The organism is Enterococcus sp. DIV0236, assembly GCF_050558525.1.
Lineage (GTDB): Bacteria > Bacillota > Bacilli > Lactobacillales > Enterococcaceae > Enterococcus > Enterococcus faecalis.
Map to the genome: position 1 here is coordinate 2,609,622 of NZ_CP187891.1, position 26,309 is coordinate 2,635,930.

Here is a 26,309-nt window from a genome sequence, read left to right on the forward strand (position 1 = left end):
TTAGATACGTTTTTGCAATTGATGAAGCATGTTTAACGCATCTAGTGGTGTCATTTCTAATAGATTCATTTTCTTCAATGTGTCAATGACACTTAATTCTTCTGTTGAAACTTCTTTAAATAATGAAAGTTGCTCGGTTTCTTCATGGACTTCTGAAACTTCTTCATGATGAACTGAACTTGGAATCGTTGTTTCTTCCGCTTCTAAAGCGGATAAAATGGTGGCTGCTCGTTCTAAAAGCGGGCTTGGTAAACCAGCGATTTTAGCAACATGTATCCCATAGCTCTTATCAGCAGGTCCTTCCATCATTTTATGAAGAAAGACCACTTCGCCATCTTTTTCGACAGCGCCCACGTGAATATTCTTCAAGCCTTTTAAGGTTTCATCTAGAACAGTTAGTTCATGATAATGTGTAGAAAATAGCGTTTTGGCTTGTACTTCACGATGGATATATTCAATGATGGCTTGCGCTAGCGCCATTCCATCATAGGTTGCCGTGCCGCGTCCTAATTCATCAAATAAAATTAGGCTGTTAGGCGTGGCGTGCCGCAGTGCTTGGTTGGCTTCCATCATTTCTACCATAAAGGTACTTTGCCCTGCAATTAGATCATCAGAGGCCCCAATCCGTGTAAAAATTTGATCGAAAATTGGCATTTCAGCACTTTCCGCTGGTACAAAACAGCCAATTTGCGCCATGACCACCGTCAAAGCCAATTGACGCATGTAGGTACTTTTCCCTGACATGTTTGGTCCAGTAATCAAGAGAATATCTGTTTCTGGGTTCATGCGGATACTGTTTGGAATGTATTCTTGATGCCCTAAAACTTTTTCCACGACTGGGTGTCGTCCTTCGACAATCGCCAAATTTTTCGTGTTACTTCTTAACGTTGGTCGAACGTATTGATACCGTTCACTAATTGTTGCAAAAGATTGTAAAACATCAACCGCACTAATGGTTTTAGCCAGTGTTTGCAACCGATCAATGTTCGTTTTCACTTGTTCTCTCACGGCCAAGAACAATTGATATTCTAGTTCAACTGATTTTTCTTCGGCTTCTAAGATTAAACGTTCTAGTTCTTTTAGTTCTGGCGTAATAAAGCGCTCCGCATTAGCTAATGTTTGCTTCCGCTCGTATTTTCCTTCTTCTAAATTCGCTAAATTTGACTTAGTGATTTCAATGAAATAACCAAAGACACGATTGTAGCCAATCTTCAAGTTTTTAATCCCTGTTTCTTGGCGTTCTTTCGCTTCTAACTCCGCTAACCATTGCTTACCATTGCGCATGGCATCACGGTATTCATCTAATTGGTCGTTATAGCCGTCCTTAATAACGTTTCCTTCAGTAATTTGTAAAGGGGCTTCTTCATTAATCGCCGTCGCAATCAATGCCACTAAATCTTCAACAGGGTTTAAGTCGACTAACAAATCATCCCATTCCCCTTGATTGATCCCGACAATTAACTGTCGAATAGTTGGTACTTGTTCTAAAGAGGTCCGTAATTGAATTAAATCACGCCCATTCACACTGCCGAATGCCACGCGTCCTGCTAACCGCTCTAAATCATAAACGTTCGTCAATGCTGCTTGCAAATCTAAGCGTTCAAAATAGGCATTTAATAAGGATTGCACCATTTCTTGACGCGCCTTAATTTGACGTTCCTGAATCAGTGGACGATCCAACCATTGTTTCAACAAACGGCCACCCATAGCTGTTTTCGTTTCATCTAATAGCCACAATAGAGTCCCTTTTTTCTGTCCTGTTCGAATCGACTGACTCAATTCTAAATTGAATTTAGAATAATGATCCATTTTCAAGAAATGATCTGGCTGATATTCCACAGCTTTCTGAATATGGGACAAGCTCCGCTTTTGGGTAACGGATAAATAAGATAATAATTTGCCTGTAATTTCAATTTCTAATGGATTAATCAGTTCATTGGTTAAAAAACTAAACTCGGCATTTTCTTCCACCGTTTCTTGTGTCGAAAAGATGATATTTAAACGTAAACTTAAGTTCTCTTTTAACGATTCAGGGATCCCTGAACCTAGGACCATTTCTTTTGTTTGCAACGCAGAAGCTTCGTTTAAAACGCCCTCTTCATCAGCCAAAACTGCTGTTTTTAATTCGCCTGTACTCAAGTCTACATAGGCAAAACCGAACTGATTACCATCTGTTAGCACAGCGGTTAAGTAATTATTGTCTTTGGCTTCCAAGCCTTTACTATTCATCACCGTCCCTGGCGTTACCAACTGCACCACTTCTCGTTTGACCATGCCCTTGGTAGTCTTTGGATCTTCCACTTGCTCACAAATCGCTACTTTATAGCCTTGCTCAATCAACGTATCAATATAGCCTTGCGCGGCATGATAAGGAACGCCACACATAGGAATCGGATCATCCGCATTGCGGTTACGACTGGTTAACGTCAATTCTAAGATTTGCGCTGCATTGATAGCATCTTCATAAAATAACTCATAAAAATCACCTAAGCGATAAAATAAAAACGCATCCTTGTATTGGGCCTTAATGGATAAATATTGTTCCATCATGGGTGTATTTTTTGTCTTTTGTGGCATTTAATTCCCTTCCTTCTCTAGCTCTTCGTTCACGCGGTATTGAATGAGCGCCGTGACATGTTGGACTAAGTCATTGGCTTCGATCAGTTGTTCGCGGTAGGCTACAACGAGTGGGTGCTCATCAAACTCTTTTGTTTTCGCATCAGCTCGTTGAATGGCTTCTTTTTCAGCAGTTGGTTTGCCATAGTGAGCAAATTGAACCGCATCTTTTTGCGCAGCTTTAATTTCTTCCACTAATTCTGTCAGCTTTTTGTTTTTCTTTACCTTTTCTTCAATCGCTTGGTAGCGCTGAATGACTTCATCTTGTCCAATTAAATGTAACAATTTTTCTAATTCTTTATTACTTTGTGCATCTAAATTCAACGGCTCCATTTTTTTCACCTTCATCTTTCACCGGCACTTTTTCTATAAGAGCAGAAAAAGTTAACCTCTTAATGATCCGAGATTAACTTTTCTTCTATTATTCTTGAAACGGGCGATCTTCGCTAATCTGAATCGGCTCAATCATCTTCGCTTGGCCCGTTTGGTCATCAATCTCTAAAATACAGGCAGATAAAATCGTCCGCCCTGTTTCGACTACCTCAAAGCGCTTCGGCAATGCTGTCATAAACTTCTCAATAATCGGTTCACGCTTCATTCCTAGAATCCCATCATAAGGACCGGTCATACCGACATCACTTAAGAAGGCTGTCCCTTTCGGTAAAATCCGAGCGTCATTTGTTTGAACATGCGTATGTGTTCCAACAACGGCTGAAACTTGGCCATCTAAAAACCAGCTCATGGCTTGTTTTTCACTCGTCGTTTCGCCATGAAAATCCACAAAAATGAGCGGTGTCCGTTTGCGAGCGATAGCCACTAGCTCGGCGGCTTTCTTGAAAGGATCTTCCAATGGCACCATAAATGTGCGGGCCTGTAAATTAATCACCGCTAGTTCCAATTGATTGACTTTCACAAAAACCATTCCTTGACCAGGCACATCTTCTGGAAAGTTCGCTGGACGAACCATTTTCTTCGCATCATCAATGAATTCAAAGATATCCTTGTTGTCCCACGTGTGGTTACCCATCGTAACAACATCGACACCATCTTGCAAAAATTTCTTATAAATCTTGCCAGTAATCCCCCGACCAGATGCCGCATTTTCACCATTGGCAATGGTCACTTGTGGACGATATTTCTTCTTTAATTTAGGGACATACGTTGCTAGGGCTTCTCTTCCTAAAGAACCGACAACATCTCCTATAAATAATATACGCAAAAAGGTTCCTCTTCTCTTTTTAACATCTCTTGTTTATTATAGTTGTTTTCGCTTTGAAAAGAAAGTTTTGGTTTTAAAAGATTAAAAAAAGTGTCTCAACGAACAATCCTTGCAATTGTTCGTTGAGACACTACACGCGATACTTATTCGCTTTTTATTTTATTTCGCATAGTCTACGGCACGTGTTTCACGGATAACCGTTACTTTGATATGTCCTGGATAATCCAAGTCATCTTCAATTTTCTTCCGAATGTCTCGAACTAAACGAACAGATTCTAAATCAGAAATTTCTTCTGGTTTCACCATGACACGAACTTCACGTCCTGCTTGAACAGCAAAACTTGAATCAACGCCTTCAAAACTATTAGAAATATTTTCTAAGTTTTCTAAGCGGCGAATGTAGTTTTCTAACGATTCACTACGTGCACCTGGACGGGCTGCAGATAACGCATCTGCGGCTGCCACTAAAACAGAAATAACTGAGGTTGCTTCCACATCACCATGATGCGAGGCAATGGCATTAATAACTACTGAATTTTCTTTATATTTCGCAGCTAATTCTGCGCCAATCTCAACGTGAGAACCTTCAATTTCATGATCCAATGCTTTCCCAATATCATGTAGTAAACCTGCACGTTTGGCTAATTGAACATCTTCGCCTAATTCGGCGGCTAAAACGCCAGCTAGTTTTGCTACTTCGATTGAATGGTTCAAGACATTTTGACCATAACTTGTTCTGAAACGTAAACGGCCTAAAATTTTAATTAAATCAGGATGTAACGTATGAGCACCTACTTCAAAGGCTGCTTGTTCTCCGTATTCACGAATCCGTTCATCCATTTCTTTACGTGATTTTTCTACCATTTCTTCGATACGAGCGGGATGAATCCGACCATCTTGGATTAATTTTTCCAAGGTCATTCGAGCAATTTCTCGTCTGATTGGATCAAATCCGGATAACACAACCGCTTCTGGCGTATCATCAATGATTAAGTCAATCCCTGTTAATGTTTCCAATGTACGAATATTACGTCCTTCACGACCAATAATGCGACCTTTCATCTCATCATTTGGTAAAGTGACCACGGAAACAGTTGTTTCAGAAACAGAATCGGCGGCGCAACGTTGAATTGCTAGGGAAAGCAAGTTCTTCGCTTTGCGATCAGATTCTTCTTTGGCACGTTGTTCTGACTCCTTGACCATCAAGGTTAGTTCATGATTCAACTCTTCTTCTGTTGACTTCATAATAATCGATTTTGCTTCTTCTTTTGAAAGGGAAGCAATTCGTTCTAATTCTTGATGTTGCTGATTAATTAAGTTTTCTACTTCTTTTTCTCGCTCATCAATTAATTGCTGTCTAGCACCAAGTTTCTCTTCTTTTTCTTCCAGTGAGCCTTCACGTTTTTCAAGAGAGTCATCTTTACGATCCAACGTTTGTTCCCGTTGAATTAAACGATTTTCTTGAGATTTAAGTTCTAATCTGCTTTCTTTCAACTCACTTTCAATTTCTGAACGATACTTCTGGTTCTCTTCCTTAGCTTCTAGCAATGCTTCTTTTTTCAGTGTTTCTGATTCTTTCCGAGCGTTCTCGAGAATACTCGACGCTGAAATTTTTGCACCATTTATTGCTTTATCATGACGTGACTTTGCAATAACAAATCCTAAACCAAGACCGACAATCAAACCGACGATAGCGAGGAGAATATTTAAAACCATATTTCCACCTCCATACTATCTTTTTGTTAATTCATATCTTGTAGTTTTTTGATAAACTAAAATCAATTATCAATATGCCTACTTGCATATTTGTGCATACACACAATTTTATTCTAATGTTTGTCGCGAAAGGTGTCAACTTAAAAAAGCCCTTTCTTTTGGAAAGGGCAGCAAATATTAGACAACGTCACATTTTTAGGTTTCCGCCGTCACAAATTGTTTAAATTTTAGAACAAACGCCGCATAGTCTGCTGTTTGACTAAGCTGCTTGATGTGGATGGGTTCGGACATGGACAACAGTCTATTTAACAATTTAGTTCTAAACAAAGAAAGACAACACCTGTCCTGTTCAGTAAGTGTTGTCTTTCTTCTTAACGAGTCGTATTCACTCGTTATTTATTCATCTAAGGGTAATTCTTCTTGACCTTCTGCTTCTTCTGTAATGGTTGAACCGTCACCGATGCCATATGCATCACGGACCAATTTAGACACTTCTGCCATCATTTCAGGATGATCCGCCATGTATTGTTTGGCATTTTCACGGCCTTGGCCAATTCGTTCTTCTTTGTAGCCATACCAAGCACCACTTTTGCTGATAAGGTCTTTTTCCACAGCCATATCTAGTAATTCGCCTTCTTGGGAAATCCCTTGGCCATACATGATATCAACTTCTGCCACTTTAAATGGTGGCGCCACTTTGTTTTTAACGACTTTAATTTTTGTGCGGTTACCGACGATGTCTGTTCCTTGTTTTAACTGTTCTGCACGACGGACTTCTAGACGAACCGTTGCGTAGAATTTCAATGCACGTCCACCAGGAGTTGTTTCAGGATTTCCGAACATCACGCCAACTTTTTCACGAATTTGGTTAATGAAAATAGCAATTGTTTTTGTCTTATTAATTGAGCCTGATAATTTACGTAGTGCTTGAGACATTAGTCGAGCTTGTAAGCCGACATGGCTCGCTCCCATCTCACCATCAATCTCTGCACGAGGAACTAACGCAGCAACCGAGTCGATGACAACGATGTCAATCGCACCACTTGAAACTAAGGCATCGGCAATCTCTAAGCCTTGCTCGCCCGTATCTGGTTGAGATAAAAGTAATTCATCAATGTTAACGCCTAGTTTCTCCGCATATTGAGGATCCAATGCATGCTCAGCATCGATAAAAGCGGCTGTTCCACCATTTCGTTGCACTTCTGCAATTGCGTGTAAAGAAACAGTTGTTTTACCTGAACTCTCAGGACCATATACTTCAATAATTCGGCCACGTGGATACCCACCTACGCCCAATGCAACATCTAACGCTAAAGAACCACTAGGGATAGTTGAAATTTTTTGATCAGCTTTTTCGCCTAATTTCATAATAGAACCTTTCCCAAAGTTCTTTTCAATTTTTTTCAGTGCGGCATCTAAAGCCACTTTACGATCATCTGCCAATGGATAATCCTCCTTTAATTTATATAAACTTATTTTTCATTTCCTGTTAGTAGGTCTATCATATCTCTTTTGTACCAAAAAAGCAAGAAAAAACCGAACAAACATTCGCATATTTATTTTTTATTAATGATTCGGCGCCGCAAAAGATCTAACCCTCGCATAACCGCACTCTGTCTAATATAATTTCGGTCACGGTTAAAATGGAAACATTCTGCAATGGTTGGTTGGCCTTCTTCCGCCAGCCCAATCCAAACAGTGCCTGTCGGTTGACCTTCGATTGGGTCACCAGCGACCCCAGTAAATGATAAACCATAGTTAGATTTAGCTAACTGACGCGCTTTCTCTGCCATTTCTTTGGCACACGCTTCACTTACCGTGCCATGTTCTTCTAAAAGTTCATGAGAAATTCCTAAAAAGTTCTCTTTTGTTTCTTGCGAATACGTCACGAAGCCTCCCTTAAAAATCTTCGAAGCACCCGCAATTTCCCCCAGTGTACTTTGGAATAGGCCAGCGGTGAGGCTCTCAGCAGCCGTGACGGTTTGTCCGTTTTGTAATAACAAATCCACTGTTACCTTGGCTAAACTATTGTCATCCCCATACCCATAAAAATAGTCTCCCACTTTAGCTAAAACCTTTTCTTCCGTCGCTGTTAATAATTCTTCGCCAGCTACTAAGTCTTTTGTTTTAACTGTTAAACGAAGTGTCACTTCATTAGGCTTAGCATAAGGCGCAATGGTTGGATTCGTTTGGTGCGCAATCAACGATTGAATCTCGGTCACCAGCTGTGATTCACCAATGCCATAAAAACGCAAGACTCTTGAAATCAATTGTTCTTCTTGTGGAAACGCATTAATCAATAAAGGTCGTGCCGCTTGTTGGAACATCGGAATTAATTCATTGGGCGGCCCTGGTAAGAGCAAATAGCTTGTTGTGCCTTCTGTTACGAAAGAACCAACCGCTAATCCTGTCGGGTTTTGAAGAACTTGTCCACCTTCAATGGCTAACACTTGTCGTAGATTATTTTCCGTCATTGGCCGCTTAGACTGTTGGAAAAACTGGTGTAAGCGGTTCAATCCTTCTTGATCTTCTACTAATGATTTATGGAGATGTTGTGCGACAACTTGCTTGGTTAAATCGTCTTCTGTAGGTCCTAGCCCTCCACAAAGGACAATTAAATCACTTCTTTGTTCTGCTTCTGTTAGTAGCGTTTCTAAGCGGCCGCCGTTATCGCCAACAACGGTCTGATAGTAAACATCGATGCCTAGCGCAGCTAACTCTTCTGATAAAAAGGTGGCGTTGGTATTCACTACTTGTCCCAGTAATAACTCTGTTCCGACTGCAATGATTTCTGCTTTCATTGATTTCCCCTTCTCTAATAACATACGTAGTTAAACTCACTTTCCATTTTAGCACAACAAAATTTTTACAAAAGAATTTGAGCTTCAGGAAATAATTTTTTTATCAGGAAATTTATTAATTATTACGAAAAAAATGTTCATTTCCTCACAATACATTGTATAATAACGTTATATCGAAAGGAGAGAAATGAATGAGTGTAGTATTAGTACTTTTGGGTCTATTAGGGTTACTTGTCAGCGGGGGACTGACTATCAAAGCATTAATTAAGAAACAACCGAAAAAACAATATGGCTATGCCGCATTAGCAAGTGCCGCTCTATTTATTGGTGGGGTTGCCACGACAGATTCTTCCCCGACACTTTCACTTGATGCAGAGAGTGTTGAAACCGATGCCAATGGCTCAGCCACCATCAAAGGCGAATACGACGGCAACAGCAAACTAACGGCCAATGGCAAGGAAGTAAAAACGAAAGACAAAACGTTTGCTTACAAAGTAAAACTGTCCGATGAAAAAACGCAAAAAATCACTTTTGTTGCTGAGAAGAAAGATACCAAAGTTGAAAAATCAGTCGAAGTCACACCGTCAAAAGAATTTATTGCGAGCATCACAGATTCCGAGCAAGAATTGGCCAAAACAGAAAAAGCCTTAGCTCACGCTGAAAAACAACCTTCTCAGAAAAACTATGATGAAGCCGCAACCTTAGTATCTTCATTAAGTCAAGAATACGAGGAATACAATGATCGCCTTGAAAAAATCAAAGAAGCAGTACCTGTTGATGAAGCAGTTACAACTGCTGAAAAATCTAAAAGTAAAAGCGATTATCAAGCAGCTGAAAAATTAGTAGCTGCTGCCCCAGTTGGCAAAGAAGGATTTCAACAACGATTAACGACTGTTCAAACCGCTATCGCTGAAAAAGAAAAAAATGAACAATTAGTCGCCAGTGCAACTGCCGCTGTTGAAAAAGCTGAACAAGAACCAACTAATGAAGCTTACTATAATGAAGCGATCAAACAAATTGACGCTTTAAACTCCCCAAATCAAGCTTTAACAAAACGGGTAGCCGTTGTTAAAACTCAATTAGATGCCCACAAAGAAAAACAACGAAAAGAAGCAGAAGCTCAGAAACTAGCCGCTGAAAAAGCGCAAAAAGAACAAGCCGAAGCGGCAGCAAAAGCGCAAGCTGAAGCAGAGGCGCAACAAGCCGCACAGGCGCCGGCGGAAGTCGAGACTGCTGCTGCAAATGCTGGTCCAGAAACAAGCGCAACTGTTCTTGTGACACCAACTGGCAGTAAATACCATGCACGCAAATGTGGAAATGGAACCTATACGGCAACTACGTTGGCAGATGCCCAAGCAAGAGGCTTAACACCTTGTTCTAAATGTTATTAATTTTTGTGTAAATAAAGAAAGAAGCGAGAGATAAAACATTTTATCTCTCACTTCTTTCTTTATTTATGATTTTTTTCTTTTATTGATACACACTAATTCGTTGATTTGGGTGTGCATTACTTTCCACTTCATCTAACATGGCAACGGCGTAGTCTGCGTAACTAATGTAGCTGTCACCTTGACTATTGGTTGTTAATTCTTCGCCAGCGACTTCATAATGGCCTGTCGCAGGACCTTCAGCATCAAACATGGCTGCAGGACTAATATAGGTCCAGTGGATGTTTTGAGCTTCTTTCAATAAGTTTAGAGCTTCGCCCATCGCCGAAGCTAATGGCTGAATTTCTGCTGGGAATGATGGTGTATCTTTTAATTGAGTTGTGTGTTCTGGGTCCACATACAAGGTTCCAGCGCCCCCAACGACAAACAAGCGCGTTTTTTGATTGGTTAAAATCTCAATCAAATGCTGGGTAGATTTGGGGAAATCTTGCACATCAGGGAATCCTAAGGCACTAATTAATACATCAAACGCTTGAATATCTTCTGTTGTTAATTGATAAACATCTTTTTCAATGGTCGGTGTGCCATCTGTTATTTTTGAGGCATTACGAACGATGGCTGTCACGTCCATCCCGCGACGTTTAGCTTCTGCTAAAAGTAATTGTCCTTCTTTTCCTGTTGCTCCTAATACTGCTACTTTCATGTAAATCATCCTTTCATTTTTAAATAGAACTAAAATAGTTACATTTAATACTTTAAAAGTAGAGAGATTACTTATCTCTCTTAACTTCTATTTCATGAATCACATCTGCTAAGGTGATGCTTTTCAATTCTTCTTCCATTTTTTGTTGCACTTTAGTAAATTCAGTTTCTAGTACCGATTGGATATTTGCCCCAACGGAACAGTTTGGATTAGGATTTTGATGAATATTGAAAATCTCTCGTTCCAATTCAACCGCTGTATAAATTTCATACAGTGAGATCTCTTCTGGTTTCTTTAATAAGGTATTTTTATTGGCTCCACGCATGGAATGAATCAAGCCGGCTTTTTTTAACTGGCTCATTAGTCGTCGAACAACGACTGGATTCGTATTCACGCTCGAAGCAATGTATTCAGAAGTCACTTGTTCTTGAGGACCTGTTTCAATCAAACTTAAAATATGAATCGCAACACTTAATTTCGTTGACATGGCCATGTCTAATCACTCCAAACTAAATGTAACGTTATTTGTTACATTTACAGAATACGCTGTTTCGTTTTATTTGTCAATGAGAAACCTCTGACTATTCAAAATAAAAATCAGTTGTTGAAACAACACGGGCCCCAAACGGCATTAACGCTAATTTCGCCAATTTAAAGGACTGTTGCCCAAACGGAATACCGATGATTGTCAGACAAAGCAACAAGCCACTAATACAATGCCCAATTGCTAATGGTAGTCCACTGATAATCAGCCAAATAATATTTACCACCAAAGATACGCCGCTATCACTATACACGACTCGCTTTTTAAACGGCCAAAAGCTCAACCCCGCTAATTTAAAACATTGTAAACCAATCGGAATACCGATAATTGTAATACACCAAATCACGCCTGCGAATAGCCAAGATAAGCCACCAAAAAAGCCGCCAAAGATGAACCATAAAATATTGCCAAGTGTTTTCATTCTTGTTCCTCTACTTTCCTCATTAAAAATTATGTATGTGAGTAAGTATACCACGAAAGCTTCTTTTTGTTTCAAACAATATTGTAAGGTTGCTGACTCGTTAAAAGACGAAGACGCTGTTTCATGATACAATGAAGAAACTAACGATAAAGGAGCAGACTTCATGGACTTACATTTAACCGTTGATCTAAAAAAAACAAAGACACTCATTGACTTAGCCGATCAGGCCCACTTAATCATTGAACAAACAACTAAATTACCGAAAAAAGAGGCAGCGATTCTTTTCTTGCTAAGAGATAACCAACTAGTTGCTTTAGGACTTGCTGAAGAAAAAGCTACATATAAAGAAGTTTCTTTTGATCACTCGATTTTATTGAAACCGACTTGGGACACAGAACTTGCCTATTTAGCGCAAGCTTTCCTAGATGATGCGAAAGAAAGTGGTTTAACATTGGAAGCAACCCCAGCGACAGTCAAAATTCCGAAAAGTGCGGTAGCGACAGTGACTAACTATAAAGAAACAGTCACCTTTATCTTGGAACGTTTTGGCTACTCTCTGTTTAAAAAACCGGCGCCGAAGAAAGCCAGACCAGCCAAAGCACGCCACAAATGGACAAAAGAAGTCAGCCAAATTCCTTTTTATATTGATACTCGACAAAGCAAAGCAACTGTTTTTTGGCAAAAGCGCAATGAAATGCTTATTAAAGCTGGCGCGACAATGATGCCAGAAGCCCCTTTAAATAAAGACGGGTCTGTCGGTTTCTCCGCTAGATTTGGTGAAAAACTTCGTGATGAACGCAAGGGCCAATTTAAAGACTTTGTCACAACGGAAGATATCGTCTTAAAAAGCGTTAATGAAGTCGGCTTGTTTCTCTATTTTGCTGGAACAAACAGCTGGTTAGAGCTAGTTGATGAGAACGGCAAAACCTTAAATGAATGGACTGTGGTGGAATAAACCTTATAAAAAATGTCACGCCTGAACTTTACGATTCAGGCGCGACATTTTTTTAATTTAAATAACTTTTTGCTATCGCTTGATACTTATCAATCATATCTAAATAATTATCAATTTCGACATATTCGTCGACTTGGTGTGCAGTAGTGGTCACACCTGGTCCAAAGACAACGCAATCAAATGTATTGTCTGATTTAGTAAATTCAGCTAAGTCTGTGGTCCCAGCGCTTGTCACTAATGGTAATGGTTGATCAAATTGGGCTTGAATGGCTTGAATTAACGCAGAATCTTTCTCAGCTTTTACAGGAATTTTATTGTAATCAATCGTTAATTCTAACTGATGTTTTTCTTTTTTGTTCAATTCATCGACAATTTTTTGTAATAATGCAATGACTTGATCGTTGCTGAATTCTGGAATTGAACGGATATTCCCTTGCAAGGCTGCTTGACCTGGAATACTGTTCACTTGTGTGCCACCTTTAATGACGGTTACATTGTGAATCGTTCGACCTAATTCAGGATTTTCATAGTTTGCTGTGACTTCCGCCATTTGTTGGTTTGCTTCTGTAATAAATTCGTTCAAATTATTAATCGCGTTAATGCCTTCTTCTGGCATCGAACTGTGGGCTTCTTTTCCGTGTGACACAACAGAATAGTTAATTGAGCCCATGTGCGCATACATCAAGTTATAATTGGTTGGTTCTCCAATGACTAAGGCACTTAAATCATCCGCATAGCCTTTTTCAGTTAATTGGCCAGCACCTAGCTCACCGACTTCTTCACCAACTGTACCTAAAAATTTAACCGCTCCATTTAATGGAACTTCCTTTTCTTTTAATTCAATCATTGCTAAAACCATTGCGACTAAGCCGCTTTTCATGTCCGTTGCGCCACGGCCATACAATTTATTTCCTTCAATATGGGCCGCAAATGGTGGGAAAGTCCATTGACTTTCGTCCCCTTCAGAAACCACGTCCATGTGGCCACTAAACCCTAAGACTTTTTCTCGGTTTTCACCTAAATAAGCAACCAAACTACTACGATTTGGTGCATAAGAAACAAGTTCAGAAGGGATCTCATATTTCTTCAAAAGATTTTGTAAATAGATTGCCACTTCTTCTTCGTTTCCATTTACAGATTTAATTTTAACCACATCTTGTAAAATACTAATTTTTTCTGATTTTTCCATTGCCATTCGCCCTTTCTTGTTATGCTTAATTCTAGTGTACGCTTCTCTCAGTAAAACCGCAACTGACTTGGTTAGGTCAGTAAAAAACACGCGACATTTCTTAAAACTGTCGCGTGTTTTTTACTGAGTTTATTTTAAATAATTAGGCGCTGCCAATTCATTCTCAATGACTTGATTAGGAATCACAAATTCAGGGGTGCCCATATAGTAAGGCGCAATCTCTCCTTGAGGAAACACAATCACTAATTGGTGTTTTTCATTGATATAGAAAGGTTGGTCCTTTTTAATTTTTTTGAAGGGTTGAACATCACTGGGGGCATCCTCTTTTTCGGACCAGTATATTTTATTGCTATCGTTCTTCATTTGGTCTGATATTTGTTGTTTAATTTCACTACTAATAACATCAATGTAAAAATCATTTTTAAAAATTAAGGGGAGTGAAACGACAACATTGGCTCGTTTGTCGATGGTGTCATATTTCGTTGTCGTCGCAGAGCTGCCTTTAATTTCTGTGAAGGTTCGTTTGACCACTAGGAAGCGACGGTCGTCCACAACTTTTTCATAATCTCCAGTGACTGAAACACGAGAACCATCAAACAATTGCCCTTTGACTTGTTGAAATTCTGTTTGGGCTTCTTTCAAGTATTTTTTATTGAGCGTGTCGGCTACTGAAGATTCTTGGGATGTTTGGATTTTAGGGACATCGATGTTTACTTCACTTTCCTGTTTTTTCGCTGTCAACGTTTTGATGGTGACTAATTGAACAATTTTATCTAACACAGGAATGTTGCGGGCTGCTTCACTAAAACCTGGAAACAAATTGACTGATAAGACAAAGCCACAAGCCACCACTAAACTACTTTGCAGTGAGCGGTTTCTAAAACGAAGCCAGGTGTACCGCTTTTTCTCTTTATGAAAACGCGCTTTGACTTCCGCTTGTAGATCCGTTGGCAACGGTTGTTGGCGGTATTCTTTTGAAAAGTTTTTAACAACACTTTTTACAAAATCTTCCATTATTTTTTCGCTTCCTTTCTTTTACTAATTCAATAGACTTCGGAGTTCATTCAAACTGCGGTACATCTTCGTTTTAATCGTGTTTTCGTTAATATCCAGGATCAAGGCGATTTCTTTTAGCGTAAATCCTTCAAAAAATTTTAATAGAATAATTTCACGATTGGGACTATCTAATTGATTAATAATTTCTTCAATTTCTAAAAAACTGCGTTGGGGATTATTTAAAAGGGCTAACACATGTTCATCTTTTTCAATATGAACAGCTTCTCGTTTCTTTTTACGCCAATAATCTGTCGCTACAGAAAGCAGAATTCGAAAGAACCACGCTTCAAAATCCTTAATATCGGGTCCTTTTTGGATGGCCTTCAGTGCCTTTTCAAAGCTTTCTTGAATCACATCCAAGGCATCTTCTTTCGAATGTGTATAGTTAAAGGCAATGCGATACATTTTTTCATATTTGGTATCCACAAGCGTTTCTAACGCGCGAATTTGTTTTTTTCTTTTCCAACCATCGAAAACCATCGATTTCTGGAACCTCCTTTCCTGTACACTTATATAGACGAATCACAAGCATAAAAAGTTTCAACTTTTTTATTATTTTTAATTTTTATATTCTAAAAGAAAAAGCGTGGTACAAAAATCACTTTGGATTTTTGCTTCACGCTCAAAATCTGATAAACGGCGGGAACAGAACCAGCTCCTTCGGAAATAAGCCGAAATTGTTGAGAATCACGAAGAACGTAGTGATTCGATGATGAACAATACCTACTTGGTCTCCAAAAATTAAAGAACAATTTCCGGAAATTTCTTCTTATTTCTCGGAGCTAAGCGGTGCTGTCCCGACCTTGTTTTCTTCTCCCGAGTGCGGTCTTAGTGCACTCAGCGTTTTAATAAAATGCGACCAATCAACAGGACGTGGTGGCGCTAGCCAAATAATTTGAGTAATCTCAGGCCAATCGACAAAATGAATATCCGATAAAATTAATTGTACACTTTCATCTACATGTGCTTTGAAAATGATATTCCATTCCGTAATTTTTTCAATATTTTTTTGTATCATACGATTATAGGCTTCACCAAAGGAAAAGTCGACACACAATGTAATCGGAGCCAAAACTTTTTTCAATGGTAACGCATCCACCATTAACAACAGATACCGATAAAATAAAAACTGTCTGGCATCCCAAACAGCGGGATTCGTTTTTTGTTCTTGAATAAATTGTCGACTAGCAGAAAAATACTCTGTATACGTTTCTGCAAAGTAGGTTATATCCATTTTGCGATAACTATAGTTTGCTTCTATTGGAAAATGGAACAATTTAAAATGTACGATTGTTACTTTTTGTTCAAAACCTTGCAGGACTTCCTCGGAAAGCTGAAATTGTATTTTTAAATAGCTTAACAAGTCACGATTCAATTGTTGAATTTCTGCAAATCTTTGGCAAAGTGCTGCTGAAGCTACTTGAAGCCACTCTTCAGCAATTAAAAATAAGAGTAAATAATTGCCTTCGTTTGTTCGTTGTGGTTCTGGGATTTGAAGACTCTCTAACCAATTGAAAACATTCTGCTGATTGTCACCGGCTAATTGTTTTAACACTTGCGAATCTACTTTTTTCTCTACATAAAACTGTTGCTGCGTTCGTACTAAAGAAACCGCCAAAAAATGAAAACATTTAGCTTGTGCATAGCCCGCACGCTGATTAAGATGTACCTTCTCAGAAAAAAATAGCTCAAAGTTCCGAATCTGCTCTAAAACTTTTTTACCGTACAATGAAAAATCACGTTGGTATAATTGTAAAAAAACCAGTGTTGTTACTTCGCGTAAATTGGTTTCATTTCCTACCAAGTGAAATTCTTTATTAATTGTAATTTGATAATTTTCCAGCATTTTCTTTAATTCCTTGAACTCCTTATAAGCCAATGTGTGACTAACAAAGTGTTCTAACGCAAACTCATTCACAGAATCAAAACGCTGAAAAAAGAAATCTTGAAACATAGCAAAACGTAACGACTCTTTAATATAGCAATCAATCAAGGTAGCGGAAGTTTCCGTTCCTGATTCATTAAGCGTTAAGAAAATACCATCGCTCACAATTTGAAAATCCTCTGATAAACCAAATTCAATAAAATCGGCATTTAATTCAGCGACCGTTTTGTTCACGATAAATTCAGATAATTCTAACTCCTGCATTACAGTTTCTTTTGACTCTGTTAACATCGGTGCATTTTCCAGTAACTGAAATAAGGCGATTTTTCTTTTATCAACTTTATTTAAAAACATCATCAATATCATAGACTTCTCTCACATCCATTTTTTTCCCATACAATCCATTTCCTGAAAGAAAGTACCCAACCGCTGCTAAATAGCTTTCAGATTCTTCATCGCCGCCTGCACCAAGTCCGTTAGGAAAGACAAAATCTTTATTTACTTGTAAGGGATGAGCCGTTGTTTCTTTTGTTTGTTTCTTTTTTTCTTTTGACATTGCCGGTTTCTCCACAGGTTTGTCTTTTTTCTTGGGTGAAGGCTTTTTTTCTTCAGAAGGAACCGTAGTTTTTTGATCTTCCGGAGGGGTCGGCGCAGGTTGTTCCGGTTCTGACTTTTCCTGAGGGGTGATTGATTCTGGTTTTGGTTGAATTTCTTCCGTTGGTTCTAAGGGATTATAAATAGGTGTCGCCAATGTTTGAATTGGTTCTATTTCGACAGCCGTAAAAATTAGCAAAGAACTAAATAAAAAAAGATACTTTTTTCTCATGGCTTCTCACTCTCTCTACCTCTACTTTATGGGAAGCAATTCCTTGTAAAAGTACCTTTACTTTTACAAGGAAAACCCTTTTTGTCAATAGATAGCCCTTTTTATTGCTCAGATTGTTGTTCTTCCTCTTTTTTCTTTTTACGATACAAGAAAAAAATCAATAAGAGTAGCGCTAGAATGATTAATGCAATCAGTAGATACAACCACCAATTGGTTCCTTTAATGGTTACGTCTTTTTCATTTAATTCTTTAGCGACGTCCCCAGAAATAGTAAATTCTTTTGTAAATTCCCATTTGTACAGGTACCGTTCTTCACCATTGGCACCTTTGACTTGATAGGTGCCCTTTTCATCTTTTACACCATAGGCCGTTGATTTCAAGACATATTTCCCTGGCGTTAATCGTTCCCCTTTTAAAGAAATTGGGTAACTAAAGTTAGAGTTTGGCGCCACTTGCATATCCTCAGTATCGGATTGGTAAAGCGTTTCGCCTCCTTTTGAAACAGTGTTGATTAAATGTAATTGGTTTAAATAGGCCGCTTGTGGGTTTTGTAAAGAAACATTGATGACGTTTCGCGCGTTGACTTGGCCTGGTTTAACCCCCAGTAATTTTAAATCTGGTTGAACCTTTGTCTCATTTTGCTGAAGAATAATGGCCACAACATAGGAGTATTCATTATTAATAGCTAACCCTTTTGATTGATCCGCAGAAGTCGTGGTTTCTTTCTTTTTCTCTTTGAGTGTTATACCGCCAGCCATCACGCCATCAAAAGAATCTTTAGGCATCGTGATGGTTAAAGGTAATGTCTTTTGGGAATGCTTCGGCAAGATGATTTCTTTCGGTGCTTCCACATAATCTTTTAAGTTAAAGCGTAAAGTTTTGTCAGGTTTGATCCCGTTTTGGCCATATTCTACTACGCCATTTAAATTTGTTGTCGCTGAGTTCACCGTATTTTCAATGGTAATGTCTTCATCTGTATCATTGCGTAACTGAATTTCTACGGTTTGTTTGGCACCAGGCGCCATTTTTAAGTCAAAGTAAGTTTTTGATTTATCCACTTGATTTTCGGGAATTGTTGGTGTGACCGCAAAATTAAATTCAGAAGCGTGCGCCTCCACGCCAATCCAGCCAAATAACATACAAGCGATTACCGTTGCATATACTTTCCATCTGTTCATATTCATTCTCCTATGTCTGTCATTCTTTGTTGTATTATAAGCACCAAAAGACCGAAAGATAAGCCAAAAATTTTTGACTTATATCCCGATCTTGCGTGTATGCTGTCGTTCTTAGTTTCCTGTGTTAGCAGGTGTATCTGTCAAAGTCCAAGTAAAAGTTGTCGTGTATTTTTTCGCATATTTTGTGGTTGAACCAGGTACTTCTAATGAAATACTTGTTTTAGCGGCATCTACACTATCGCCCCAGCTCATTAAGTACGTACCCGCACCTTCTTTATCGCCAGCAGCCATGACCACTGATTCAGCCCCAGTTGGGTTTAATTCAATCGTAGCTGGCGCTGTCGTTGGTTTTGCAGATTGTGAAGCTGAAACCACGCGTCCGTTGCTTAAAGTTACTTTGGCCGCTGTTAGTTCTTGGTTGGCTTCAGTTTTGAATTGACCATTTTGTTTTACTTTTAGCGTCCAACCTGTTTCAGTCCCACGATTATCTGAGACTTGAACAAAGTTCGGGCCTTCTTGGTCGGCACCAGCATTATCTTTGTATTTTTGTGTTTCTGCATAGTAGGTCATATTTTTTGAGGTAATCGTTTGTTCCCCAAAAGATAAGCTAGATGCATAGTCAATGGATAACGGACCTGCTGTCCCTGGCTTAGGCCCTGTTGGATCAGTTGGATCAACTGGCGTAATTGGTTTATCCGGATCTGGATTCGTCGGATCAACTGGATTCGTTGGGTTCGTATTTGGTGCAAATTGAATCGCTCCGTTTGTTTGGTATTCACCACCGTCGACTGCTAATGCACTCATTGGTACAAGTGCCAATGCGCCTAAAGTTGTGGTTGCCATCAATGTCATTACTTTTGTCTTTTTCATTTATTTCCCTCCATTATTTACTGGTACATCTGAAAGTAGCCAAGTCAATGTTGTTTTATATTGTACTGCATCCTTAGGGGTTTTCCCGGGAACAGTTAGTGAGATTGCCCGTGTGATTGTGGCATTTACTTGCTGTCCTTGTTGATTTTTTTCGGTCACTTTTTCTGCTTGCCCCCACAGCGTGATCCACGTTCCGGCACCGGTCTTTTCTGGGGCTTGCATGACAACAGTTTCTGCGCCCGCAGCATCTAATTGAATGTTTGCGGTAGCTGTTGGCGGCAATACGTCCGTCGCATTTGAGCGAACACTGGGCTCAGTAAAGGCGACGGTGGCGCCTGTTAATTCTTTGTGTAATGTTTCTGCATTACGAAATTGACCATTTTGTTTCACTTTTAAAACCCAGCCAGCATTGGTTCCCCGTAAATCACTTACTTGTACATAATTAGCAGTTGCCAATTCACTTGCTGAACCATCTGGGTTTTTATAGGTTTGCGCTCTGGCAAAATACGTTTGATCCTTATTCGATATCTCATTACTCCCAAAATCCAAACTTGAGGCATAATCGATGGAAAGTGGCCCAGGTGTGCCTGGATTAGGTCCATCAGGATTCGTTGGATCGACTGGTCGAACTGGTTTTTCTGGATCGGGATTTTCTGGATTCACTGGATCTGTTCCATCTGTGCTTGGGGTAAAAACAATCGACTGTTCGCTATCAAATACGACCGTCGCCGCTTCAGCAGGAACAGTGGCGCCAAGCAACATTGTTCCGAATAACAAGGAGTAGACGACTGTTTTTTTCATTTACTTAGCCTCCAACATTCGTTGGTACAGATTTCAATGTCCATGTTAAGGTCGTACGATATTCTTTTGCTAATTTAATCGCTTTACCTGGGACATTTAATTTCACGGCAGTAGCACCTTCTGTCGCATCTTTCCCAAAACGATAGACCCAAGTCCCCATTCCTTTGCCATCTTCTGCTTTGACTAATTCTACTTCTGTTCCAGGAACAAAGGTATGTGCTGCTGTTGGTGTTGGCGCGTATGCGGCATCAACAATCGATGTCACACCTGCATTGGCAATCGATAAAGCGGCCCCAACTAATTCTTCATTTTGGGCTGTTTTGAATTGCGCATTTTGTACAGCGCTTAACGTCCAGCCTTCTTGTGTCCCACGTTTATCCGTTACCTGAACATAGTTGGGACCTGTTGTTCCATCTTTAAATGTTTGAATTTGTGCGTAATAATCTTTCGTATCGGAAGTGATTTTTTGGGCGCCAAATTGAAAGCTTGAAGCATAGTCAATTGATAAGGGGCCTGCAGTCCCTGGTTTTGGTCCAGTTGGGTCAGTTGGATCTTCTGGTTCAACTTTTTCATCTGGATTGGTTGGGTTAACTGGCTTCGTTGGATCTGTATCTGGTTCAAATGTAATGGCGCCATTACTTGTATAGTTCACGTTAATATCTTCCGCAAATGCTTGTTGTGTCGCTAGGACACCGCTAAATCCTACAATCCCTACTACTGCTAATACTGTTTTTTTCATCTTCTCTTCTCCTTTTAATAAATAATATGCCTATAGTGATAAGGCTGATTCCCAAATAAATAAATGGTGCTTGATTGGTGGTACCTGTCGCTGGTAATCTTCCTTGTCGCGACCCATATACGCCAGAAGAAAGGACGGATGAAGCGCCTCCGTCAGCTGGCTTGGTGGGTTCGGTCGTTGTGGAAGAATTACTAGTCGCTGTTGTCGACTCTTCTGTGGGATATTCATACGTTCCATAAAAGGAGACAACACCACTATTTTCATAAGCTGCTTCCCCAAACGCAGTGTCTGAATGACAGAAGCTGAAAAGACCTAAAAAACAACTAAGCAAAAGGTATTTTTTCATCTCACTTCTCTCCTCCTTGTTATGGTGCCATGACTAATGACCATGACAATGTCCCTTTGAATTCGCCAACTTTTTGTTTCTCGACTGGCACAGATAGTTTAAGTCCCCGTTGGTTTGCCGCACCCCAACCTTGGTTAATTGTATAACTACCTGAACCGGAGCCTTCATTTTCTGTAACAACCGTATCTCCTTTATTGAGTAAAAATTCTCCTTTGTCTGTAACCAATGACAAATCTTCCAATTGATCTGTGCCGTTCGTTAAGGGATTCGTTACCTGAACATTCAGTTTCCAAGGCGTACTTTCTGTCCCGCGTGTGTCTTGAACGACTAAATCATCTGAAAGAGTTGGCCAGTAAACTTCTGGCTTGGCAGAAATTTTTTGTTTGCCAAAATCAATTGTTTTAGGTACTTTTTCTAACGTTAATTCACCTGAAATAGACACATTGACTTTTTTATTTAACGTTTCACCAGCTTCTGTAAATTGATAATTGGCTGGCACCGTTTTGGCTAATTCTTCTGGTTTCGCTTGTTGAATGGCTTGGAAGGTTGCGGCATCAAGACTTGGTGTTTGATTGGCCCGACCATCTGCGAAAATCACCGTTGCTTGTGTCCATTGTGCCAACTCGTCTGAATTCGTTAAGCCATTTGCTTCTTTTAACTTCAAATGCGCACTTGTCGCATACAAGGCAAACGAACGATCTTTGGCAAGGACACTTTCATTTTTCACAACAACTAAATGAACCGTTTTGTTTTGCAAATTATCTCCTGACGTCCCTGCTTCTAATTGAATATCATGTGTCCGCGATACATTTTTTTCTGCTAACGGCGCTTGAATTTGTGGTAAATCCGTCTCTTTTAATGAGGTCTTGAAAAACGGCCGACCTTTTGCGCCAAGCATTTCTATTACTTTATCGACAGTCGTTAGTTGCGCTGCCTCATCTTCTGTGACAATCACCGATTGCCCCGAAAGTTCCACTTTATTTGAAAATTGAACTTTCACCTGATAACTGTAGTTCATATTCGTCGCTTTCCATGAAAGCGGGGTGGTATCTTTTTGCTCTGGAATTTGCTCTATCGTGCTCCCAACTTCACTAGATTTAACCGTTCCTTGGTGCAACCAAGAACCTGTTACTTCGTCAGGAAGGAAGCTTAGGGTTGGTGTTAAAGCACTTGAGGTCGGAATCATCAAACGTCCTTTTTGAACTTTTTGTCCAGCTACTTCGGTGCCCCACGCTTGTAAGGTTAACGGCGCATTGCCGGCTTTGACCTCTTTTACATCATGAGAAATAGTACCTGCACCTGCCACAATTCCAGGCGTTTCCACTTCGTAATCGATGATGGAGCCAGGAATTGCTATCCCATAGCCATTGGCACCCTTGGTCACATCGTTATCGCCAATAAATGTTTTTCCAGTCGCTTTTTCAATCCCATGAAACGTTGTTGGCGTAAGTTTTGTAGCATTATTGACCGTTGGATTAATCGTCAAGACCTGATAGGCTTTGACATTTCCAAACCAAGTCCCTGTGCTATCCACCAAAGCAGTTGTATCTGTCGTTGGTTTAATCCATAAAAGTTCATCTTTTGTTGGATCGACAGCTTCAAAATCCGCAATGTTTACCTTACCCGTACCAGGAATTGTTTCTAATGTTGCATGATCCTGAACCGTTAGTTTGCTAGCTGAAATTAAATTGGCTGTGTTAGTGATCCCAATTCCAGCGTTTTTAGATAGATGAATTGATCCGAATTCATTGTAAGTCGTACTATGGTTCGCGGCAGTAGCAGAAACGCCATTTTTGATGTTCCCACCATTAGCCATTAATTTAATGCCATTGGTGACATTTAATTCCGTAAAGTTGACAACGCCTAAGCCTGTCGCATTTAGTGGTTCTGTTTGATAGTTATTGGTGCCGTCAACGTTAGTCCCAAAGTTAAAGGCCACTTTATTTGAACTAGCATTCACAATTGCATTAGTGAAATTATCTGTTGATGAACCACCGGATAAACCGTTAATACTAACTGCACCTTGAACATTTGCGGTAACATCACGTAAGATTTTTCCGCCACTGATATTGGAATACTGTGTCGCATATAAATTTCCAATACTAGAACCCGCTGCTTGAATATTCATTGTAATCTTGCCGTTCTTGGTATACGCAGCATTGGTTCCACCATCACCGTAAATGCTGGCCCCATTTAGAGATTCCACACCTGTTTTAGTGAAAATATTTAAAGTAATTGTGTTTGATTCATCCGTTCCTAGTGTCGTATTTTGACCATAGGGCCGACCACCAGTAATGTAGGTATTACCAGGCAACTTAAACTCTCCGTTGTAATTTCTTAAATCAATTAAGAGTTTGGCATTTCCAAGAAGTGAGCCCGCATTGGTAATCCCACCTGAAAAACCGTTCGCGCCTGTCCGAGGAGTTCCTGAGAAATTTCCTCCGTAGATGCGGTTGTCTGAATTACCAGTAATTGTATGGCCACCGCTTGCTCCATAAGAAGCGCCCATCGAAGCATTAATTACTCCTTCATAAACCGTTACACCGACATTCCCAACATTTTTGGCATCATTCCAGCCACCGCCTGAAAGAAACCAATCGACTTGACCATTATTAACGATTGTTTGACCGTTTCCATAAACTCGAGCTGCTTGATAGCCTGTTCCTTCTAATGTGTCAGCAATCCCGCCATTCAATGTGTTAGAAGTATTGCCTTCAACGACACCTGAAAAAGAGCCACCATATGTCCAGCGAGCAATGGTATTATTTAAAACAGTCTTAGTATCTCCTTTTATATAGATATCCCAAGTATCATTACTAGCAGGATAGCCGCCGCCACCAACAATATCCCAACCTGAACTATACCCACGACTTTTATCGGTCGTTGAATAATCTAAACTCGTCGGTTTTGCGCCTGAATAAGCCATACCATCGCCACCTAAGGACCCATCACCATTCGCTGTTCCCACTTCAATTGTTGTATTTCCTTCGATATAACCGCCGCGGCCAGCTGCAGTTGAGTAAATTGCACCATTATTAAACGAACCGCTGACTAATTTAGAAGAAATATTTCCAAAAACTTTAAAAGCTGCTGCTGATTTGGCTAATTCTGCTCTTTGTTGTGGTGTATAAGCATCATACGTTGCTTCATTTGAGGCCCCAATTTGACTCTTGTTAAATTTCGAAACATTGTTACCAGCACCGCCGTTAAAATCATTAATACCACCAGCGGAATTCGTTCCTGCTGTAACCACATTCGTAATATCTCCGATGATCGTTCCAGAATATTGGTTGCCTCCTTCAAAATCTGCACGACCCGCACTATACAACTGTGTATTTAAATTTGTAGTAATTCCATCAGTCGCACGATTCGTTCCTATATCGCCGCGGGAAGAGCCACCAATAAAACGTTGACCCGCTGTATACCAACGGCCATATCCAGAAATATCGTTTGTTACTTTTCCACCAATATTTCCGTATTGAACACCGCCATAATACGTACTTAATTGGAAACCTGTAGCAGCATTCGTAATCGCAACCTTTGTTGAGACGTTACCAGTAACATTCGCTGTGTTGGTTGCGTTGGTCCCATAACCACCCCCATAAATTGAAGCAATTCTGCCACCAGAATCATTGACAACCAATGAAGTATTCCCAGTCACTGTCCCAATATTGGCGCCCCCACTTAATGTATTTAGTCCGCTCCGTGTATTGTTAATAACAATCGTAGGATTTCCAGCTAAATTACCACCATTTTGGTTTCCGCCATAGAAATTCCATGTCCCTGTACCTGTACTATTTACTGTTAAAGTTGGGTTTCCTGAAACATCTCCTGTATCCGTTCCACCGTATACGGTCAGACCGTTTCCACTAGAACCGCCATTCAAGTTCAAACTGTAACCATTTAAATACATATTCGTACCTGTATAGTTTAGATTTCTCAAAGTGATGTTTGAGCCAAAAAAGATATTTTGATTAAATCCTAACGTCTTAGAACCCGTTGGCGCCGTTTGATCCATACTAATCGGATCCGCGCTGTTTCCAGTAATCACTAAATGATTGACCTTGCCTTGCAAGGCGTAAAAGGTCATATTACTTGCCGTAACGGTGTCAGGAATCACTTTAGCGGTGGTCGCCGCACTCGTCGTAATATTGTTTCCTATATAAAGAGTGAAATCGCCATTGTTCCCCTGTTGATACAAATCAAACAAGGCTTCTTTCAAGCCAGCCTCTGTCGATGCATATTCTTTGTACGCTGCTCCATCTCCTGCAGGACTTGGCACAACAATCACTTTTGTTTTATCTGCAGGAGCAATTGTGTCCGCAATGGACTGATCAATTGAAACAGCTCTGGCCATGCGTGTCAGTTTCTGTTTAAAGACAGCCGTAAGTTGTGTATCTTCTGAAAACTCTAATTGAAGAAGTTCTTCATTTGTATATGTTTTTCCTTGGTAAGACCAGCCAACGAAAGTCGCATTTTCCTCACTATTCGCCCATTTTGGTAATTCTTCTGTCCGAAGTAGCTGATTTTTTTCTTTTACCACTTGATAACTTTTGGCATCATTTAGAAACAAAGCTTGATCCGTTGTTTCAAAGGTCAACGTGATTTGCTTCTGCTCTTCGCTTGGTTTTGTTTCTGTGGAAGAGGTGGTTACTTTTTCTGTGATAGCACTAGATTCCGTCATTGATGACTGTTCTATAGAATGTGCGCTGCTTTCTTTTGTTGCTTCACTTGTACTGGTTTCTGCTGTTTTTGGCTGTGTCTGCGTACGTTCTGTTTGTTGCTCCCCTTCAATCGCCCACGCTGAAACAGATAAAAATGGTTGTACAAGTAAACAAGTTGCCAATAAAACAGCGATTTTCTTTTTCATTAACTTCATCACTCCTCCCTCGAAGTAAACTTTCCACAACCAACCTATGGCTCAAGTATACGAAGTTTTCTTCTGATTTTTTTAAAGATATTTTCTTAATTTCAAAAAAAAAATTTATTTTTTAATTTTCTTTTTGTTAACTAAACGAATTTTTTGCTGTTTTTGTAAGATAAAAATGTTAATTTG

General features: G+C 39.8%; 22 protein-coding genes. 2 read left to right on the forward strand and 20 right to left on the reverse strand.

What is annotated here, in order from left to right:
- The 6 genes from mutS to IGK27_RS12545 all read right to left on the reverse strand — a co-directional run bounded on the left by mutS (nt 1) and on the right by IGK27_RS12545 (nt 8,352).
- Nucleotides 1-2,577 carry a DNA mismatch repair protein MutS gene (gene mutS, locus IGK27_RS12520; RefSeq protein ID WP_002354867.1) on the reverse strand — a complete coding sequence of 859 codons (2,577 nt, stop codon included), beginning with the start codon at nt 2,575-2,577 and terminating at the stop codon, nt 1-3.
- Nucleotides 2,578-2,964 carry a RicAFT regulatory complex protein RicA family protein gene (locus tag IGK27_RS12525; RefSeq protein WP_002359008.1) on the reverse strand — a complete coding sequence of 129 codons (387 nt, stop codon included), beginning with the start codon at nt 2,962-2,964 and terminating at the stop codon, nt 2,578-2,580. It lies immediately after the preceding gene.
- A gap of 73 nt (nt 2,965-3,037) precedes the next feature.
- Nucleotides 3,038-3,835, reverse strand: a complete 798-nt coding sequence (locus IGK27_RS12530; RefSeq protein ID WP_002354864.1) for a TIGR00282 family metallophosphoesterase — start codon at nt 3,833-3,835, stop codon at nt 3,038-3,040.
- Nucleotides 3,836-3,994: 159 nt separating this feature from the next.
- Nucleotides 3,995-5,551: a ribonuclease Y gene (rny, locus tag IGK27_RS12535; RefSeq protein ID WP_002354863.1), complete on the reverse strand. Its 1,557-nt coding sequence runs from the start codon at nt 5,549-5,551 to the stop codon at nt 3,995-3,997.
- 396 nt (nt 5,552-5,947) lie between these two features.
- The gene (gene recA, locus IGK27_RS12540; protein WP_002354860.1) at nt 5,948-6,994 is read right to left on the reverse strand and encodes a recombinase RecA; all 1,047 of its coding nucleotides are present in this window, start codon (nt 6,992-6,994) and stop codon (nt 5,948-5,950) included.
- Between the two features lie 113 nt (nt 6,995-7,107).
- Nucleotides 7,108-8,352, reverse strand: a complete 1,245-nt coding sequence (locus IGK27_RS12545) for a competence/damage-inducible protein A (protein WP_002378831.1) — start codon at nt 8,350-8,352, stop codon at nt 7,108-7,110.
- Nucleotides 8,353-8,543: 191 nt separating this feature from the next.
- Here IGK27_RS12545 and IGK27_RS12550 point away from each other — a divergent pair, with 191 nt between their 5' ends.
- Nucleotides 8,544-9,743 carry a hypothetical protein gene (locus IGK27_RS12550; protein ID WP_010830698.1) on the forward strand — a complete coding sequence of 400 codons (1,200 nt, stop codon included), beginning with the start codon at nt 8,544-8,546 and terminating at the stop codon, nt 9,741-9,743.
- 79 nt (nt 9,744-9,822) lie between these two features.
- Here IGK27_RS12550 and IGK27_RS12555 read toward each other — a convergent pair whose 3' ends face one another.
- From IGK27_RS12555 to IGK27_RS12565, 3 genes are all read right to left on the reverse strand, one after another.
- A complete protein-coding gene (locus IGK27_RS12555) occupies nt 9,823-10,452 on the reverse strand; it encodes an NAD(P)-dependent oxidoreductase (RefSeq protein WP_002354854.1) in 630 nt (209 codons plus the stop codon).
- A gap of 58 nt (nt 10,453-10,510) precedes the next feature.
- Nucleotides 10,511-10,936, reverse strand: coding sequence for an Rrf2 family transcriptional regulator (locus IGK27_RS12560; RefSeq protein WP_002383201.1), 426 nt, complete (start codon nt 10,934-10,936; stop codon nt 10,511-10,513).
- Nucleotides 10,937-11,024: 88 nt separating this feature from the next.
- Nucleotides 11,025-11,408, reverse strand: coding sequence for a YccF domain-containing protein (locus IGK27_RS12565; protein ID WP_002354850.1), 384 nt, complete (start codon nt 11,406-11,408; stop codon nt 11,025-11,027).
- Between the two features lie 163 nt (nt 11,409-11,571).
- Here IGK27_RS12565 and IGK27_RS12570 point away from each other — a divergent pair, with 163 nt between their 5' ends.
- Nucleotides 11,572-12,363 (forward strand): hypothetical protein, encoded by a 792-nt coding sequence (locus IGK27_RS12570; protein WP_002354848.1) that lies wholly within the window; start codon nt 11,572-11,574, stop codon nt 12,361-12,363.
- A gap of 52 nt (nt 12,364-12,415) precedes the next feature.
- Here the strand turns inward: IGK27_RS12570 and IGK27_RS12575 are convergent, their stop codons facing one another.
- The 11 genes from IGK27_RS12575 to IGK27_RS12625 form a co-directional block, all read right to left on the reverse strand.
- The gene (locus tag IGK27_RS12575) at nt 12,416-13,552 is read right to left on the reverse strand and encodes an ArgE/DapE family deacylase (protein ID WP_002367472.1); all 1,137 of its coding nucleotides are present in this window, start codon (nt 13,550-13,552) and stop codon (nt 12,416-12,418) included.
- A gap of 129 nt (nt 13,553-13,681) precedes the next feature.
- A complete protein-coding gene (locus tag IGK27_RS12580; RefSeq protein ID WP_002354846.1) occupies nt 13,682-14,566 on the reverse strand; it encodes an RsiV family protein in 885 nt (294 codons plus the stop codon).
- A 24-nt stretch (nt 14,567-14,590) separates the two neighbouring features.
- Nucleotides 14,591-15,088 (reverse strand): RNA polymerase sigma factor, encoded by a 498-nt coding sequence (locus IGK27_RS12585; protein ID WP_002354845.1) that lies wholly within the window; start codon nt 15,086-15,088, stop codon nt 14,591-14,593.
- Nucleotides 15,089-15,377: 289 nt separating this feature from the next.
- Complete coding sequence (locus tag IGK27_RS12590; RefSeq protein ID WP_002378832.1) at nt 15,378-16,859, reverse strand: helix-turn-helix domain-containing protein; 1,482 nt, start codon at nt 16,857-16,859, stop codon at nt 15,378-15,380.
- On the reverse strand, nt 16,834-17,319 hold the full coding sequence (locus tag IGK27_RS12595; RefSeq protein WP_002354843.1) for a hypothetical protein: 486 nt from the start codon (nt 17,317-17,319) through the stop codon (nt 16,834-16,836). Before IGK27_RS12595 ends, IGK27_RS12590 begins: the two co-directional genes overlap by 26 nt.
- A gap of 101 nt (nt 17,320-17,420) precedes the next feature.
- Nucleotides 17,421-18,503, reverse strand: a complete 1,083-nt coding sequence (locus tag IGK27_RS12600) for a DUF916 and DUF3324 domain-containing protein (RefSeq protein WP_002358992.1) — start codon at nt 18,501-18,503, stop codon at nt 17,421-17,423.
- 105 nt (nt 18,504-18,608) lie between these two features.
- A complete protein-coding gene (locus IGK27_RS12605; protein ID WP_002383195.1) occupies nt 18,609-19,367 on the reverse strand; it encodes a WxL domain-containing protein in 759 nt (252 codons plus the stop codon).
- Entirely contained in the window at nt 19,368-20,168 is an 801-nt protein-coding gene (locus tag IGK27_RS12610) for a WxL domain-containing protein (RefSeq protein WP_002385162.1), read from the reverse strand. It abuts the gene before it with no gap.
- 4 nt (nt 20,169-20,172) lie between these two features.
- Nucleotides 20,173-20,907: a WxL domain-containing protein gene (locus tag IGK27_RS12615; RefSeq protein ID WP_002354838.1), complete on the reverse strand. Its 735-nt coding sequence runs from the start codon at nt 20,905-20,907 to the stop codon at nt 20,173-20,175.
- Complete coding sequence (locus IGK27_RS12620) at nt 20,864-21,253, reverse strand: LPXTG cell wall anchor domain-containing protein (RefSeq protein WP_002354835.1); 390 nt, start codon at nt 21,251-21,253, stop codon at nt 20,864-20,866. The genes IGK27_RS12615 and IGK27_RS12620 overlap by 44 nt, the downstream gene beginning before the upstream one ends.
- 19 nt (nt 21,254-21,272) lie before the next feature.
- Nucleotides 21,273-26,132: a hypothetical protein gene (locus tag IGK27_RS12625; protein ID WP_010830699.1), complete on the reverse strand. Its 4,860-nt coding sequence runs from the start codon at nt 26,130-26,132 to the stop codon at nt 21,273-21,275.
- Nucleotides 26,133-26,309: the final 177 nt, after the last annotated feature.

Excerpts from the sequence above, each read along its gene's own strand:
- IGK27_RS12620 (WP_002354835.1), bottom strand. The coding sequence starts at position 21,253 with ATGAAAAAATACCTTTTGCTTAGTTGTTTTTTAGGTCTTTTCAGCTTC.
- IGK27_RS12585 (WP_002354845.1), bottom strand. The coding sequence starts at position 15,088 with ATGGTTTTCGATGGTTGGAAAAGAAAAAAACAAATTCGCGCGTTAGAA.
- IGK27_RS12590 (WP_002378832.1), bottom strand. The coding sequence starts at position 16,859 with ATGATATTGATGATGTTTTTAAATAAAGTTGATAAAAGAAAAATCGCC.
- IGK27_RS12600 (WP_002358992.1), bottom strand. The coding sequence starts at position 18,503 with ATGAATATGAACAGATGGAAAGTATATGCAACGGTAATCGCTTGTATG.
- IGK27_RS12625 (WP_010830699.1), bottom strand. The coding sequence starts at position 26,132 with ATGAAGTTAATGAAAAAGAAAATCGCTGTTTTATTGGCAACTTGTTTA.
- IGK27_RS12555 (WP_002354854.1), bottom strand. The coding sequence starts at position 10,452 with ATGATTTACATGAAAGTAGCAGTATTAGGAGCAACAGGAAAAGAAGGA.
- mutS (WP_002354867.1), bottom strand. The coding sequence starts at position 2,577 with ATGCCACAAAAGACAAAAAATACACCCATGATGGAACAATATTTATCC.
- IGK27_RS12605 (WP_002383195.1), bottom strand. The coding sequence starts at position 19,367 with ATGAAAAAGACAAAAGTAATGACATTGATGGCAACCACAACTTTAGGC.
- IGK27_RS12580 (WP_002354846.1), bottom strand. The coding sequence starts at position 14,566 with ATGGAAGATTTTGTAAAAAGTGTTGTTAAAAACTTTTCAAAAGAATAC.
- IGK27_RS12550 (WP_010830698.1), top strand. The coding sequence starts at position 8,544 with ATGAGTGTAGTATTAGTACTTTTGGGTCTATTAGGGTTACTTGTCAGC.
- IGK27_RS12525 (WP_002359008.1), bottom strand. The coding sequence starts at position 2,964 with ATGAAGGTGAAAAAAATGGAGCCGTTGAATTTAGATGCACAAAGTAAT.
- rny (WP_002354863.1), bottom strand. The coding sequence starts at position 5,551 with ATGGTTTTAAATATTCTCCTCGCTATCGTCGGTTTGATTGTCGGTCTT.
- IGK27_RS12545 (WP_002378831.1), bottom strand. The coding sequence starts at position 8,352 with ATGAAAGCAGAAATCATTGCAGTCGGAACAGAGTTATTACTGGGACAA.
- IGK27_RS12570 (WP_002354848.1), top strand. The coding sequence starts at position 11,572 with ATGGACTTACATTTAACCGTTGATCTAAAAAAAACAAAGACACTCATT.
- IGK27_RS12610 (WP_002385162.1), bottom strand. The coding sequence starts at position 20,168 with ATGAAAAAAACAGTCGTCTACTCCTTGTTATTCGGAACAATGTTGCTT.
- IGK27_RS12595 (WP_002354843.1), bottom strand. The coding sequence starts at position 17,319 with ATGAGAAAAAAGTATCTTTTTTTATTTAGTTCTTTGCTAATTTTTACG.
- IGK27_RS12565 (WP_002354850.1), bottom strand. The coding sequence starts at position 11,408 with ATGAAAACACTTGGCAATATTTTATGGTTCATCTTTGGCGGCTTTTTT.
- IGK27_RS12575 (WP_002367472.1), bottom strand. The coding sequence starts at position 13,552 with ATGGAAAAATCAGAAAAAATTAGTATTTTACAAGATGTGGTTAAAATT.
- IGK27_RS12560 (WP_002383201.1), bottom strand. The coding sequence starts at position 10,936 with ATGGCCATGTCAACGAAATTAAGTGTTGCGATTCATATTTTAAGTTTG.
- IGK27_RS12615 (WP_002354838.1), bottom strand. The coding sequence starts at position 20,907 with ATGAAAAAAACAGTATTAGCAGTAGTAGGGATTGTAGGATTTAGCGGT.